This is a genomic window from Brevibacillus sp. SYP-B805, from assembly GCF_011059135.1.
In the GTDB taxonomy this organism is placed as follows: domain Bacteria; phylum Bacillota; class Bacilli; order Brevibacillales; family Brevibacillaceae; genus Brevibacillus_F.
Genome location: NZ_JAALGD010000011.1, coordinates 152659 through 168567, shown reverse-complemented (window position 1 = coordinate 168567; position 15909 = coordinate 152659). Strand labels below are relative to the sequence as shown.

Here is a 15909-nt window from a genome sequence, read left to right as displayed (position 1 = left end):
ATTCGTTTCCCCCGGCTACCGCCATTCTACACCTTTACTCATGAAAAAAGGTCAATCAGATGTTACTCTGATTGACCTCATAATACGGAAACACCCAGATGTTGAGCCCCCTGCCCGCGTCGCGTTTTGGAGCGGACAAAAACCAGCTTCTTCGCGGGGCGTCAAGAGAGCGAGCAGGAACCATTCCCCATGAGAAAAAGGACTTTGTCATTGAGGCGGCAGCGCATGCCGTCTCTTTTACTTTCTTCTACGGTTTTTTTGCCGAGCGCGTTTGTGCCAAGGTTTCTTTGACACTCCCTACCCCATATATTATACTGTATAGGTGAAATCTGGGCAGGTGCGACTATATTGGAGGCAGAATGATGACAGAGAAAACGATGTCGCGCGAAAAGGTCGCGATCGTCACGCTTGGCTGCGAAAAAAACCTTGTTGATTCCGATATGATGGCTCATTTAATAGATGAAAAAGGATATGAGTTGGTGGATGATCCGGCCGAAGCCACGGTCGTGATCGTCAACACGTGCGGATTCATCGACGCGGCGAAGGAAGAATCGGTCAACAAGATTTTGGACATGGCCGACCTGAAAGAAAGCGGAAAACTGAAATCCCTGGTAGTGGCAGGATGTCTGACCCAACGCTATAAAGAAGATATTCTGCAAGAGATCCCGGAAGTGGACGGCATTGTCGGAACCGGCGATTTCATGTCGATCACCCGCATTATCGAAGAGTCGCTGGCGGGGAAAAAGCCGGTCTATGTGGGCAATCCGGTGTTTGCGTACGAGCAGGTCGTCAAACGGAAAGTGAAAGCCGGCACCTATACGGCCTATCTCAAAATCGCCGAAGGGTGCGACAACGCCTGTACGTTCTGCAGCATTCCGCTGATGCGGGGTGCTTTTCGCAGCCGGACCATGGAATCCATTCTCGAAGAGGCCAAACACCTCGTATCGCAAGGCATTGTTGAAATCTGCCTGATCGCCCAGGATTCCACCAATTACGGCACGGACATTTACGACGGCAAACATATGCTGGCAACGCTGTTAACCCGATTGTCGGAAATCGACGGGCTACAGTGGATTCGCCTCCACTATGCGTATCCCGGCTTCTTTACCGATGAGTTGATCGAGGTGTTTGCCACCAATCCGAAAGTGTGCAAGTATGTCGACATGCCGCTGCAGCACTCGGAGGATGCCATCCTCAAGCGGATGCGCCGTCCGGGCCGTCAGCGCGATATCCGCGAGCTTGTCGGGAAAATCCGCGCCCAAATTCCGGATGTTGCCCTGCGCACCTCGCTGATCGTCGGGTTTCCGGGAGAGACGGAAGCCGATTTCGCCAACCTGTGCGACTTCGTGAAGGAGATCAAGTTTGACCGGCTGGGCGTTTTCACCTACTCCAATGAAGATGATACGCCCGCCCAGCGTCTTCCCGATCAGATCGATGAAGAGACGAAGGAAAAGCGTGCCAACATCCTCATGGAGATCCAGCGGGAAATTGCCGCAGAGCGCAACAGCCGCTTTGTCGGCCGGGTAATCCCCGTTCTGATTGAACGCTACGAGGGACGCAATGACATCTACGTCGGCCGGACGCCGTATGATGCACCCGAGATCGATGGCGAAGTGTTCGTCTCCGGCTACAAGGGTGAACTGGGAAAAATCGTGAACGTAAAGATCACACACTCCTATGAATATGACTTGGCCGGGGAGGTAGTCTAGGTGAATCTCGCCAACCGCATCACGCTGATCAGGATATTTCTGGTTCCTGTCGTCATGTTTTTCTTACTTGTGCGCTACAAGTTCGGCTACTTTCACATCGGTAGCATTCAAATGACGTATAACGAGCTGATTGCGGCTTTGGTATTCATCTTGGCGGCGAGTACGGACGGTCTGGACGGGTATATTGCCCGAAAGCGCAAAATCGTCACGAATCTGGGGAAATTTCTTGATCCGCTGGCCGACAAGCTGTTGATCTCCGCTGCATTGATCTCCCTGGTGGAGATGCACCGGCTGGAAGCCTGGATCGCCATCGTGATCATCAGCCGTGAATTTGCCGTAACCGGACTGCGGCTGGTGGCGGCTGCGGAAGGGCAGGTCATTGCGGCAAGCGCGCTCGGCAAGCTGAAGACCTGGGTGCAGATCGTGGCGATCACCGCGGTGATCATCCGCAATTTCCCCTTTGAGAACTTCGGCATTCCGTTTTCCCAAATCGCGACATGGGCGATGGTGATCATCACGATTTACTCCGGATACGATTATTTTGCCAAAAATCGCAATGTCATCCAGTATTCGTAAGGAATGTTTCGCAGATTGGATGGAGATACATGAGAGCGGAGATAATCGCCGTTGGCACGGAGCTGCTGCTGGGGCAGATTGCCAACACGAATGCACAATACCTGTCGCAAAAACTGGCAGAGATTGGGATTAACGTCTACTATCATACCGTTGTGGGCGACAATCCCGAACGGTTGACGCAGGTGATCCGGGCCGCTGCTGCCCGATCCGAACTGATCTTGTTTACCGGGGGGCTGGGGCCAACCCAGGATGATCTGACCAAAGAGACCGTGGCCGCGTTTCTCGGCCTCCGCCTGGTAACCGATGCCTTGGCGATGGAAAGGATCGCCGCTTTTTTTACCCAGCGCGGCATTGCAATGACGGAGAACAATCGCAAGCAGGCGCTGGTGCTTGCCGACAGCGTGGTGTTTCCCAATGATCATGGCATGGCTCCCGGCATGGCTTATCGGGATGCGGGCCATACCTATGTGCTGCTGCCCGGGCCGCCGAACGAGCTGTACCCGATGGTGGAGCGTTTTGTGATGCCGTACCTGATGGGGCTGCGGCCCGACAAGCAGGTGTTTCATTCCAAAGTGCTCCGCTTCTACGGGATCGGCGAATCGGCGCTGGAGGAACGGCTGCTGGACCTGATTGAGCAGCAGTCCAACCCCACCATCGCTCCCTATGCCAAAGAGTTCGAGGTCACGCTGCGCATTACCGCCAGGGCGGAAGATACAAGCGCGGCTGAAGCCCTGATCGCCCCGGTGGAAGCGGAAATCCGCCGCCGCGTAGGGGAGTTTGTCTACGCAACGGGGGAGACATCGCTGCATGAAGTGTTCGTGCAAGCGCTGAAGGAACGGGGGGAGACGGTGTCCTGCGCGGAAAGCTGCACGGGCGGAACGCTGTCATCGCTGATCACTTCCGTGTCCGGCAGTTCCCAGGTGTTTCGCGGCAGCATCGTCTGCTACAGCAACGAGGCCAAGGAGCAGCTGCTTGAGGTGCCGGCCGCCGTGCTGGCGGATCATGGAGCCATCAGTGAGGAGACGGTCAAGCATCTGGCGGAAAATGTGCGCCGCAAATTCGGTACCACCTACGGCATTGCGGTCACCGGTGTGGCGGGACCCAGTCCGGCGGAGGAGAAACCTGTCGGGTTGGTGTATATCGGTCTTGCCTCGGAAGATCACACAGACATCAAACAGATTCAACTGGCCGGCCGGCGCCAGGCGATTATCGGGCGCGCGGCAAAATTTGCGCTGTTTTTTGCGCTGCAACGTATAAAAGAAAGGTGACTATGATGACAACATTCTCTGATTTCGCTTTACATAAAAGCATTCTGCAAGCCGTTCATGACATGGGATTTGAAGAACCATCGCCGATTCAGGCTGCCTGCATTCCGAAGGTGCTGGAGGGCGGTGATCTGATTGGCCAAGCCCAGACAGGGACGGGAAAAACGGCAGCGTTCGGCATTCCGCTGATCGAACGGATGACGACCGCCAACCGCATTCAAGCGATCGTTCTCACCCCGACGCGCGAGCTGGCGATTCAGGTGGCGGGAGAACTGCGCCGGATCGCCAAATACAAAAAGATCCGCACGCTGCCCATCTACGGCGGCCAATCCATTACCCACCAAATCCGGGCATTGAAGCAGGGGGTGCAGGTGGTGATCGGAACGCCGGGCCGTGTGCTCGACCACCTGCGCCGCAAGACCCTCCGGCTCGACAGTGTTTCGATGCTGGTGCTCGACGAAGCGGACGAAATGCTGGATATGGGCTTCATTGAGGATATTGAAACGATTATCAACCATCTTCCCGAAGAGCGGCAAACGCTGCTGTTCTCGGCCACCATGCCTGCGGAGATCAAGCGTCTGGCCATTCGGTACATGAAAAATCCGGAAACGATCGCGGTCAGCCGGGAAGAAGTAACCGCCCCGCTGATCGAACAGGTGTACTACAAGGTGTTTGAGCGCAACAAGATCGAAAGCTTGTGCCGCATTCTCGACAGTGAAGATGTGGATCTCGGCATCATTTTCTGCCGCACCAAAAAAGGGGTGGATGAACTGACGGAAACCCTGCAGGCGCGCGGTTATCTCGCCGACGGACTGCACGGGGACCTCTCCCAGGCGCAGCGCGACAAGGTGATGAAGGCGTTCCGCGAGGGCACCATCGAGTTCCTGATTGCCACCGACGTAGCGGCGCGCGGCATTGACGTGGGCAATGTTTCCCACGTGATCAACTATGATATCCCGCAGGATCCGGAAAGCTATGTGCACCGCATCGGCCGGACCGGACGGGCGGGACGCAAAGGCATCGCCATGACGCTGGTCACTCCGCGCGAGATGCGTCAGATGATGATGATCCAGAAGCAAACGAAGGCGCAGGTTGCGTCCCGCAATGTGCCCAGCCTGGAGGAAGTGGCGGAACGGAAGCAGGAGCAGCTGCGCGAACAGCTGATTGAACTGATCGAAAGCGATGCGATCGCGGATATGTATGTCAAAGTGGTGGAAACGCTCGGAACCGAGTATGCCCCCGAGAAAATCGCCGCCGCCGCCCTTCACCTCGCGTTCCACAGCGAGTCGGGCGCGAAAGAGGAAGAGGAAGTGTACGACTTTGGCGAAACCGGTGCTGCCAAGGGCATGGTGCGCTTCTTCCTCAACGTGGGCCGCAACGCCAACGTGAAACCGCAGGATCTCGTGAAGGAGATTTCCGAATCGGTCGGCATTCCGGGCAAAGCGGTGGGCCGCATCGACATTTTCGAGAATTTCACCTTTGTGGAAGTGCCGGAAGAAGTGGCGCCGTTTGTCTACGAAGCGCTTCGCCAGACGCGGATCAACGGCAAACGGATCAACCTGGAACCGGCCAAACCCCGCGGCAAACGATAAAGCACACGGCCCGTCCGGCGTAGCCGATGCTACGGCCGGGCGGGTCTCTTGATAAGCAACAAAGTTTCGAAGCAAGGTTGAGGGGCCCCCGCCGACACCAGCAAGGGACCCCACTCGGCGTAGCGAAAGCTATCGCCGAGTGGGTGGAGCGTCAGCTTAAGTCGGCGGGGTTTTCATACGAATATTTGTTCGCAAAAAATACTTGGCAAATGCTTCTGTCTCGATGTATGATGAGTACATGAAAGGAAACGTATCCGAAAGGGAGTGTCACTGTGTCTGATCGTCGCGCTGCTTTGGAAAGTGCATTGCGCCAAATAGAGAAACAATTTGGAAAAGGTTCCATCATGAAACTGGGGGATATTGCCAACGTGCAGGTTTCCACCGTTTCCAGCGGTGCGTTGGCTCTGGATATCGCACTGGGCGTGGGCGGTTTTCCGCGCGGCCGGATTATCGAGATCTTCGGTCCGGAGTCGTCCGGTAAAACGACCGTGGCGCTGCACGCAATCGCCGAGGTCCAAAAGCAGGGCGGACAGGCGGCGTTTATCGATGCCGAACATGCACTCGATCCGGTTTATGCGTCCAAGCTTGGCGTCAATATCGAAGAATTGCTGCTCTCCCAGCCCGATACAGGGGAGCAGGCGCTGGAGATTGCCGAAGCGCTGGTGCGTTCCGGCGCGGTTGACATCATCGTGGTAGACTCGGTTGCCGCGCTGGTGCCGAAGGCGGAGATCGAAGGTGAAATGGGCGATTCGCACGTGGGGCTGCAGGCCCGCCTGATGTCGCAGGCGCTCCGCAAGCTGTCCGGCGCCATCAACAAGTCCAAGACGATCGCGATCTTTATCAACCAATTGCGTGAAAAAGTGGGCGTGATGTTCGGCAATCCGGAGACCACTCCCGGTGGACGTGCGCTGAAGTTCTATGCCAGCATCCGCCTCGATGTGCGCAAGGCGGAATCCATCAAGGTGGGCAACGATGTTGTCGGCAGCAAGACAAAGATCAAGGTCGTGAAGAACAAGGTGGCTCCGCCGTTCAAGACTGCGGAGGTGGACATCATGTATGGCGAAGGGATCTCCAGGGAAGGCAGCATCCTTGATATCGGAGCGGAAATAGACATCATCTCCAAGAGCGGTGCATGGTACTCGTTTAACGATGAGCGCCTTGGCCAAGGCCGGGAAAATGCCAAGCTCTTCCTGAAAGAAAATCCGGAGATTGCCAGACAGATCGAAGAGAAAGTGCGCGAATATTTCAGTTTGAACCCGCATTCGATTCCATCCGGAGAGGCGGTTATTGATCCGGAGCAGGACGAAGAACCGGCTTTTGATTTTGAATGAGATAGAGGCATGGGCGATGGGGCCGGGCGAGCTCCTCGCGGGTCGTCAAGAGAGCGAGCAGGAACCATTCCCCATGATGGGACGTATTTTGTCTCTACACTGCCAGCCTGTCCAACAGACAGGCTGTGATTTTTGGATCGGCCCGTTCGCCAGGGAGAGCGCTGACGCCGGGCGGTGGCAGACAGGGAGGGAAGCGGATGAGAAGCGGCCGGATAACCGCGGTGCAGCAGGATGGCAAAAACAAGCGGCGCTATCATGTCTATGTCGATGATCAGTTTGCCTTTTCCGTCCATGAGGATATTCTCGTCAAATACCGTCTCCTGAAAGGAACGGAGCTGGATCGGGAAGCGTTCGCGGAAATCCTGGAGGAGGAAGAACGGAACAAAGCGTATCTGCTGGCCCTGCGCTATGTGGGAATCCGGCCGCGCACCGCCGCTCAGCTCGAACGCTATCTCGCCGAAAAGGGACATGATGCCGAGACGGCAAGGGAGATCAGGCGGCGCTGCGAGTCGCAGGGATACATCGATGACGAAGCGTTCGCGCGGCAGTGGGTGCGCGAGCGGATGAGGCTGAAGGCACGCAGTCTGTATGCCGTAAAAAGGGAGCTGCAGATGAAAGGGGTGGCGGCCGACATCATCGATGCGGCTCTGCGGGAAGTATCGCGGGACGACGAACTGGAGGCGGCGCGCAAATTGGCGGCAAAGCGGCTGCGGGGAGCCGGCGGCCCGATCGACGCGGCGGCGGAACGAAAATTGCTGATGCTGCTGGCAAGAAACGGCTTTTCCTCGTCGGTGATCAGCCAGCTGCGCAGCGAGTGGCGCGCCGGCGGAAGCGTGGACGACCCGTAAGCGCCACCATGCTTCTTGACAACTCTTGTTCGCAAATAATAAAATAGGTTTGTATTTACGTGGTGTTTCATACAGTTTTCCCTATTTCTATCGCTAATTCGCAAATGGAAAAACTGAACAACCGTACGACTTTCCGTACGGATTCAGCGGACCGAGTTGAATCGGTCTTGTTTTTTAGGCTCCCATTTCCGAACGGATAGGATGCCGCGATGCTGTCTGCTGATGCCTCTGTCCTTTGGGACAAGCGGCATCGGCAGTATATGATCAGGATAACGAATGCTTGGAAAGTGGGGAGATGTCGCAACAGAAGGAGGTGAATCAGGTAAACGTCATGAGTGCAATTTTTGCAAATCCGATTGTGATCCTCTTATTGCTCGTCATGCTGGCTGTGGGATTTGGCATCGGCTATCTGCTGCGCAAATCGATTGCGGAAGCGAAGATCTCCAGCGCGGAAACCGCGGCCAAACAGATCGTGGAGGAAGCGCACCGCGAGGCGGAGGCTGTCAAGAAGGAAAAAATCCTTGAGGCCAAGGATGAAGCCTTCAAGCTTCGTTCCGAAGCGGAAAACGAGCTGCGTGAACGGCGCAATGAAATTCAGCGCCAGGAGCGCCGCATTCTGCAGAAGGAAGAGACGCTGGACCGTAAGCTGGAACAGCTGGAACGCAGGGAAAGCGAGCTCAACGAACGCGACAGGGCCGTTGCCGAACTGCAAAGCAAGGTGGAGCAATTATATAAAGAGCAGGTTGCCGAATTGGAGCGTATCTCCGGTTTGACACAGGAGGAGGCGAAGGGCATCATCCTCTCCAATGTGGAAAACGAGGTGCGTCATGAGATGGCGATCATGATCAAGGAGATCGAAACGCAGGCGAAAGAAGAAGCCGACAAAAAAGCGCGGGAGATCATTACGACCGCGATCCAGCGCTGTGCGGCGGATCACGTGGCGGAAACCACCGTTTCCGTTGTCAGCCTGCCGAACGATGAGATGAAAGGCCGCATCATCGGCCGTGAAGGACGCAACATTCGCGCGTTGGAGACGCTGACGGGTATTGATCTGATCATCGATGATACACCGGAGGCGGTGATCCTCTCCGGCTTCGATCCGATTCGCCGGGAGATTGCCAAAACGGCACTGGATAAGCTGGTGGCGGATGGCCGCATTCACCCGGCACGCATTGAAGAGATGGTGGAAAAAGCGCGCCGTGAAGTGGATGAACGCATCCGTGAATACGGAGAACAAGCTACCTTCGAAACAGATGTTCACGGCCTGCATCCTGACCTGATCAAGATTCTGGGACGTTTGCGCTATCGCACCAGTTACGGCCAGAACGTACTCAAGCACTCGATGGAAGTGGCTCATCTCGCCGGTCTGATGGCCGCCGAAATGAAAGAGGACGTGAAATTGGCCAAACGCGCAGGCCTTCTGCATGATATCGGGAAAGCGATTGACCACGAAGTGGAAGGCTCGCATGTGGAAATCGGCGTAGAATTAGCGAAGAAATACAATGAGCACCCAGTAGTGATTAACAGTATTGCCTCCCACCACGGGGATACGGAGCCAACTTCCGTGATCGCCATGCTGGTTGGTGCGGCAGATGCATTGTCGGCCGCTCGTCCCGGCGCCCGCCGTGAAACGCTGGAAACCTACATCAAGCGTCTGGAGAAGCTTGAGGAGATTTCCGAGTCGTTTGAAGGCGTGGAGAAATCTTATGCGATTCAAGCCGGACGCGAGATCCGCGTGATGGTTCAACCGGAGAAAGTCGACGATGCCGAAGCAGTCCGTCTCGCACGGGAAATCACCAAGCGAATCGAAAACGAACTCGACTACCCAGGGCATATTAAAGTTACCGTCATCCGTGAAACAAGGGCAGTCGAATATGCAAAATAAAGCGGTGCGTTTGCCCGCTTTATTTTTATTGGGTCAAAATCCGTGTATACTGAAGGTCAGAGGTGAGACTGATGAAGCTGCTGTTTATCGGAGATATTGTCGGGGCACCCGGCAGAGAAATCGTGAAGGAGTATTTGCCGCGCCTGAAACGGAAGTACCAACCCACGTTTATCGTCGCCAACGGGGAGAATTCCGCCAACGGAAAAGGCATCACCCAAAAGATCGCGAAGGAGCTGATGGAAGCTGGGATTCAGGCCATCACGCTGGGGAACCACACGTGGGACAACAAGGAAATATTCGATTTTATCGAGGAGGAAGAACGCGTGATTCGTCCGGCCAACTTCCCGCCGGGAACGCCGGGGAACGGCATCACGTATGTAAAACAGCCGGAAGGGGAGCTGGCGATCATCAACCTCCAGGGCCGCGCGTTCCTGCCACCGCTTGATTGCCCGTTTGCGGCCGCCGATCAGCTGGTGGAACAAGCCCGGAAGAGAACCAAATACATCTTCGTTGATTTTCATGCCGAAGCCACCTCGGAGAAGCAGGCGTTGGCATGGTATCTGGACGGCCGCATCAGCGCCCTGGTCGGAACTCACACCCATGTGCAGACGGGGGACGAACGCATTTTGCCGCAGGGAACCGGGTACCTGACGGATGTCGGCATGTGCGGGCCATCGGACGGCATCCTGGGGATGGAGCGGGAGACGGTGATCAAGCGATTCCTGACGCAGCTGCCGGTTCGTTTCGAGGTGGCAGGGGGACCGACCCAGCTCAATGCCGTATTGATCACCTTGGACAGGACAACCGGCAAAACGGCGCACATCCAGCGAATCAGAATTGACGCGGAGCATCCTTATATGGAATAATATGCTTAGATCGGAATTTTGCGAATTTTTCCTGTGCGGTTGCAGGAATTTTTAGGGGCTATTCGAATATCATTCTAATAATGATTGTATTCCTATCAGACGGGAGGTTCAAAAGGATGGAGGTATTAAAAGTTTCAGCAAAGTCTAACCCCAACTCCGTTGCCGGTGCCCTCGCAGGCGTACTCCGTGAACGTGGAGCAGCCGAGATCCAAGCCATTGGTGCTGGGGCACTTAACCAAGCTGTGAAGGCCGTAGCTATTGCACGAGGATTCGTAGCGCCCAGTGGAGTTGACTTGATCTGCATCCCTGCCTTTACCGACATCGTAATAGATGGAGAAGAACGCACAGCGATTAAATTAATAGTAGAGCCGAGATAAGCCGCATCTTTGCAACCGATTTTCCAGCCTGTTTGTTCGTTGAATGAACAGGTTTTTTTCGTGCCCAAAAGGGGGGCGGGGATCATCGTTGGCAGCACCGGATCTTTCCCCGGAAGGACAAGCGTCTGCAGGTATGTTTACCCGATCTGGAAAAAGGGGAAGAAATAGGTGGGGGGCGGAATGAATGCCCGCCTGCACGCGGCAGGATGTGGCAAAATGTGTATGAAAGCAGAGGAAAGGGGCTATTCTGTTTGTAGAAGGAGGCCATCTTTGTTGGGCTACTCGCCATTCTGCTCCCATGTTGACGGTACAACCACGCCGTTTGGCAGCCTGACGCGAGCCGGAAAACACGCGCTTAACCGACGCCCTGCTGCAGCGCTGTCGAGGGGCGGAGGTGAAGAAATTCGGCCAGAAAACAGGTTGCGCGTATTCCGAAACGTGCTACAATAAAGGTAACAAACCATTAATGTACCAAGTTCATCTATTTATTCAGACCAAAAGTAATTTTAGTAAAAGCACTTGCAATTTTGATAGGACAGGACTACAATTGGTACAGCCTATGCACATTTTCGTCACATCTCGTGCAAACCGCTCGCGTGAAAGGTCGTCATTCTGGCTTACATTCGCAAGGATCGCAAGAGGATGCAGCGGGGTGGGACGTTTCTCACAGTCACTGAAGGGGTGGAATTTGGATGATTAGTCAACTTTCTTGGAAAGTTGGAGGACAGCAAGGGGAGGGTATCGAGAGTACGGGCGAGATCTTCTCGATCGCGATGGCCAGAATGGGCTATCATTTGTACAGCTACCGTCATTTTTCCTCCCGCATCAAAGGTGGGCACACCAACAACAAGATCCGCGTGAGCACAAAGCCGATGCGCGCCGTATCGGACGTATTGGACATCCTCGTTGCGTTTGACCAGGAAACCATTGATGTAAACGCGCATGAGCTTCGTGAAGGCGGTATCATTATTGCCGACGAGAAATTTAACCCGAAGCTTCCGGAAGGTTTGAAGCCGGTACGTCTTCTCTCTGTACCGTTGACGCAAATCGCGGAAGAACTGGGTACTTCCTTGATGAAAAACATGGTATCGATCGGTGCCTCTGCTGCCATCCTTGGCATTCCAGTCGACAGCTTCCGCAATATCGTGGAGGATATGTTCCTGCGCAAAGGGGAAAAAGTTGTCGAAAAGAACATGGAAGCCATCAAGCAAGGCTTCGATTTTGTCAATAACCTGACGGGTGGGCAACTCCCGGAATTTCAATTGGAGAAAGCGGATGGCAGCAAGCGTCTGTTCATGATCGGGAACGACGCGATCGGCCTTGGCGCTTTGGCGGCGGGATGCCGTTTCATGCCGGCCTATCCGATTACGCCTGCATCCGAAATCATGGAATATCTGATTAAAAAGCTGCCGAAATTCGGCGGAACCGTGATTCAGACGGAAGACGAAATCGCGGCGATCACCATGGCGATCGGCGGAAACTACGGCGGCGTGCGCACGATGACCGCTTCTGCCGGCCCTGGTCTCTCCCTGATGATGGAGGCGATCGGCCTTGCCGGTATGACCGAAACGCCTGTGGTGATTGTGGATACCCAGCGCGGCGGTCCGTCCACAGGTCTGCCGACAAAACAAGAGCAATCCGACCTGAACGCCCTGATCAATGGTACGCACGGGGAAATCCCGAAAGTGGTCATGGCGCCCAGCACCGTGGAAGAGTGCTTCTATGACATGATCGAAGCGTTCAATATCGCGGAAGAATATCAAGTGCCGGTCATTGTGGCAACCGATTTGACCCTCTCCCTGGGGAAACAGACCGTGGAGCCGTTTGACTACAACCGTATCCAGATCCGCCGCGGCAAGCTGCTGACCGGGCAGGAACTGCCGGAGCGCGAGCAAAATGACCTGTTCAAGCGCTACGAGGTGACGGAAGATGGCGTTTCGAGCCGGCCGATTCCGGGTCAAAAATATGGTCTCCACCATGTCACCGGGGTTGAGCACGATCAAACCGGCCGTCCTTCGGAAAGCCCGGCAAACCGCAAGCAGCAGATGGATAAACGCTTGAAAAAGCTGAACGGGCTGGTGAAGAAGTTCCCGAATCCGGTCCTGCTCGATGCGCCGCATGACCAGGCCGATGTTCTGATCGTGGGCGTGAACTCGACCGGCGGCACGATCCAGGAAGCAAAAGCCCGACTGGAACAAGAAGGCGTGAAAGTGAATCATGCGCAAATCCGCCTGATTCATCCGTTCCCGACTGAGGTTCTCAAACCTTATGTGGAAAAAGCACAGAAAGTGATCGTGGTGGAAAACAACGCGACCGGCCAAATTGCCAACCTGATCAAGCTGAATGTCGGCTATGCCGAGAAGATCGAGACTGTGCTCAAATATGACGGAAATCCGTTCTTGCCAAACGAAGTTTATACACAGGTTAAGGGGCTGATTAAGCATGGCGACTATGAAAGAATTCCGCAATAATGTCAAACCGAACTGGTGCCCGGGTTGCGGTGACTTCTCCGTTCAGGCGGCCATCCAGCGGGCGGCTGCAAACGTAGGTCTGGAGCCTGAGCAACTGGCCATTGTATCCGGTATCGGCTGTTCGGGGCGCATCTCCGGCTACGTGAACTGCTACGGCTTCCACGGTGTACACGGCCGTGCGCTGCCGATCGCGCAAGGTTTGAAAATGGCCAACCGCGAGCTGACTGTCATTGCGGCAGGCGGTGACGGTGACGGCTTCGCGATCGGGATGGGACATACCGTGCATGCCATCCGCCGCAACATGGATATCACCTATATCGTCATGGACAACCAAATCTACGGGTTGACCAAAGGACAGACGTCTCCGCGCTCCGCTGCCGGATTCGTCACGAAGTCCACACCGGCTGGTTCGATCGAGTCGGCGATCTCCCCGGTTGAGCTGGCGCTCTCCGTTGGAGCTACCTTCGTGGCCCAATCGTTCTCCAGCGACCTGAAAGGTTTGACCGAACTGATCGAAAAAGGCATCCAGCACAAAGGCTTCGCCCTCATCAACGTCTTCAGCCCTTGTGTCACCTACAACAAGGTAAATACCTACGACTGGTTCAAGGAAAACATCGTGCCGGTCGACAGCATTGAAGGATACGATCCGCATGACCGCGTCAAGGCGATGTCCTACTCGATGCAGTACAATGGCTTGCTGAACGGTCTCATCTATCAAAATACCGAGTCGCAATCCTACGAACAAAAAGTGCCAGGCTTCAAAGAAGAAGCGCTTGCCTACCAGGATTTGCACATCACGGAAGAAGAGTTCAACAAACTGGTTGCGGAATTCGCGTAATCACGCCAAAAACCTCTCCCGAGCGGAGAGGTTTTTGACTGATGACAAACTTCTGTTTGGGGCATGGAGTAATGGGGCCAGGCGAGCTCCTTTGACGACCGACTCAGCGGAGAAACAAAGACGCGGGGAAACAGGGGGCGTGAGTCTCACTTCGCTGAGCCGCCCAGATGTTGAGCCCCCTGCCCGCGTCGCGTTTCGGAGCGGACAAAAGCTCACTTCCTCGCGGGTCGTCAAGAGAGCGAGCAGGAACCATTACCCATGATCGACCGACTTTGTCTGCACTGAAACCTCTCCCATGCGGAGAGGTTTTTCATTATTGCTTCGGCTTCCACTGTCGCCAGAACAGCATGAGCAAAAAGAGCACGACGAACTGCCCGAATAACGGGTACAATAGAGCTAAAAGGGAACGGAAGCCAATGAAGCTGATCAGGTAGCAGATGGTCAGGATGAACAGGGAGAGGAAGGAGGCGGAGATGGGCACGAGCTGCCTGACTTGCTGCACAAGCCCGAACACGTTGGCGACCAGCGTCGAGAACACTTCCGCGAAGACGAGCACGGCAAAGACCGTCGTGATGCCTTTCCCCAGACCGGCCAAGAGCGCAATCATCGGCATCTGGGCACGGTGAATGTCCGGGAGATGCACGATCATCGAGGCATAGGCAAGGAGGAGCAGGAAACCGATTCCCACCCCTCCCAGAATGCCGCCTACGATGAGGGGTTTTTCCGTTTGGCTTTCCTTGCCGATCGGAACCAGAACGGCCTGCGCCAGCGTGACATTCAGCGCGACATAATAGAGGGGGGAGCTGATCCATGCCCACGGCTTGGCCGCCTCGACAAGGGAGGATCCTTCCGCCAGCCAAGGCTGCGCATGGAGAAACACCAGGCAGGTAAATCCGAAGAGCGTGGGCACAAACAGGCTGTTGACGGAGTGGATGCCCCGCAGCCCTTTTTGGGAGACCCAAAAGATACATACCATGCTCAACCAGATGCCCAGTTGGGCGGGCAGGTGAAAACTTTCCGCAAACAGGGCGCCGGTCGCCGCCAGCATGACGGATGTGGTGCCCAGCAAAACGGTGAGCAGAATCAGATTGAACAGGGAACCGATCGTACGGCCAAACAGATAGACGCTGATGTCCTGATACGATTCGGCCTGGATGCGGTGGGCGATCAGCATCACCCTTACCCCGGCCCAGACAAACAAAGCCGTCGCGAGCAGGATCCCGATAAACCCCTGCATGCCGTACTGCACAAAGAATTCCAGGATCTCTCTTCCGGAGGCGAAACCGGCCCCTACGACCGTTCCGATGTAGGTAAACGTGATTTGCAGGGCAGGTTTTATCGTGTTTTGCATCGTCAACCTCCTGTCCCAATCTATTCCCATCCTATGAAAAGGAATGATGATTATGCGTGTAACGGTATTGGGATGCCAGTCTCCTTATCCGGGGCCGGGTGGAGCCACGCCGGGGTATCTGATCCAGACGGAACAAGCCAATCTGCTGCTGGATTGCGGGAGCGGGGTGATCAGCCAATTGGGCAGATATCTGCCGCTGTATCAGCTTGATGCGGTCGTGCTTTCCCATTATCATCATGATCATGTAGCTGATGTGGGGGTATTGCAGTACGGTTTGATGGTGCACCAGCAGTCCGGGGAACGCTCCCCGGTGGAGCCGCTGCCGCTTTATGCCCCGCCGGAGCCGGCGGAGAAGGCACGGGAGATGACCTATCGGCAGGCGACCAAACATCTGCCGATCGACGACACTGCGCGTGCCACCATTGTCGATATGCAGCTCTCCTTTTGGCGGACCGACCACGCCATGCCGTGCTATGCGGTTAAAATTGAAGCGGGAGGGAAAACGCTGGTTTATGGAGCGGACAGCGGGCCGGGGACAGACTGGAAGCCGTTCGCAGCCGGCGCCGACCTCTTTATCTGCGAAGGCACCTTCCTGCGGCGCAACAAACCGCAGCAGCCCATGGGCCATCTGTCGGTCGAAGAAGCCGCCAGCCTCGCGCAAGCGCTGTCATGCAAAGCGCTGATGATCACCCATCTTTTTCCGGAGTACCGGGAGGAAGAAGTGCGGGAGGAAGCTGCCGGTTTTACCAACGGGCCCTGCCTGGTGGCGAAAGTCGGACTGCAGGTGCAACTATCCTGAG

At 55.5% G+C, this 15909-nt stretch carries 13 protein-coding genes; 12 read left to right on the top strand and 1 reads right to left on the bottom strand.

Annotation, left to right across the window (positions count from 1 at the left end):
• Positions 1-362: 362 nt before the first annotated feature.
• The 11 genes from rimO (at position 363) to G3578_RS14580 (ending at position 13758) form a co-directional block, all read left to right on the top strand.
• A complete protein-coding gene (gene rimO, locus G3578_RS14630; RefSeq protein ID WP_165213696.1) occupies positions 363-1709 on the top strand; it encodes a 30S ribosomal protein S12 methylthiotransferase RimO in 1347 nt (448 codons plus the stop codon).
• Entirely contained in the window at positions 1710-2285 is a 576-nt protein-coding gene (gene pgsA / locus G3578_RS14625; protein ID WP_165213695.1) for a CDP-diacylglycerol--glycerol-3-phosphate 3-phosphatidyltransferase, read from the top strand.
• Positions 2286-2314: 29 nt separating this feature from the next.
• Positions 2315-3553, top strand: coding sequence for a competence/damage-inducible protein A (locus tag G3578_RS14620; RefSeq protein WP_165213694.1), 1239 nt, complete (start codon positions 2315-2317; stop codon positions 3551-3553).
• Between the two features lie 5 nt (positions 3554-3558).
• Positions 3559-5142 carry a DEAD/DEAH box helicase gene (locus G3578_RS14615; protein WP_165213693.1) on the top strand — a complete coding sequence of 528 codons (1584 nt, stop codon included), beginning with the start codon at positions 3559-3561 and terminating at the stop codon, positions 5140-5142.
• A gap of 272 nt (positions 5143-5414) precedes the next feature.
• Positions 5415-6473 carry a recombinase RecA gene (recA, locus tag G3578_RS14610; RefSeq protein WP_165213692.1) on the top strand — a complete coding sequence of 353 codons (1059 nt, stop codon included), beginning with the start codon at positions 5415-5417 and terminating at the stop codon, positions 6471-6473.
• A 197-nt stretch (positions 6474-6670) separates the two neighbouring features.
• The gene (locus G3578_RS14605) at positions 6671-7321 is read left to right on the top strand and encodes a RecX family transcriptional regulator (RefSeq protein WP_165213691.1); all 651 of its coding nucleotides are present in this window, start codon (positions 6671-6673) and stop codon (positions 7319-7321) included.
• A gap of 331 nt (positions 7322-7652) precedes the next feature.
• The gene (rny, locus tag G3578_RS14600; protein WP_165213706.1) at positions 7653-9206 is read left to right on the top strand and encodes a ribonuclease Y; all 1554 of its coding nucleotides are present in this window, start codon (positions 7653-7655) and stop codon (positions 9204-9206) included.
• A 71-nt stretch (positions 9207-9277) separates the two neighbouring features.
• Complete coding sequence (locus G3578_RS14595) at positions 9278-10072, top strand: TIGR00282 family metallophosphoesterase (RefSeq protein WP_165213690.1); 795 nt, start codon at positions 9278-9280, stop codon at positions 10070-10072.
• 116 nt (positions 10073-10188) lie between these two features.
• The gene (spoVS, locus tag G3578_RS14590) at positions 10189-10449 is read left to right on the top strand and encodes a stage V sporulation protein SpoVS (protein WP_003385776.1); all 261 of its coding nucleotides are present in this window, start codon (positions 10189-10191) and stop codon (positions 10447-10449) included.
• A 692-nt stretch (positions 10450-11141) separates the two neighbouring features.
• A complete protein-coding gene (locus G3578_RS14585; RefSeq protein ID WP_165213689.1) occupies positions 11142-12920 on the top strand; it encodes a 2-oxoacid:acceptor oxidoreductase subunit alpha in 1779 nt (592 codons plus the stop codon).
• Positions 12892-13758, top strand: coding sequence for a 2-oxoacid:ferredoxin oxidoreductase subunit beta (locus G3578_RS14580; protein WP_165213688.1), 867 nt, complete (start codon positions 12892-12894; stop codon positions 13756-13758). Before G3578_RS14585 ends, G3578_RS14580 begins: the two co-directional genes overlap by 29 nt.
• Positions 13759-14071: 313 nt before the next feature.
• On the opposite strand, the gene G3578_RS14575 is transcribed toward G3578_RS14580, so the two are convergent.
• Positions 14072-15109, bottom strand: a complete 1038-nt coding sequence (locus G3578_RS14575) for a YkvI family membrane protein (RefSeq protein WP_165213687.1) — start codon at positions 15107-15109, stop codon at positions 14072-14074.
• A gap of 52 nt (positions 15110-15161) precedes the next feature.
• On the opposite strand from G3578_RS14575, the gene G3578_RS14570 reads away from it, so the two are divergent.
• Positions 15162-15908, top strand: coding sequence for an MBL fold metallo-hydrolase (locus G3578_RS14570; RefSeq protein WP_165213686.1), 747 nt, complete (start codon positions 15162-15164; stop codon positions 15906-15908).
• Position 15909 lies beyond the last annotated feature (1 nt).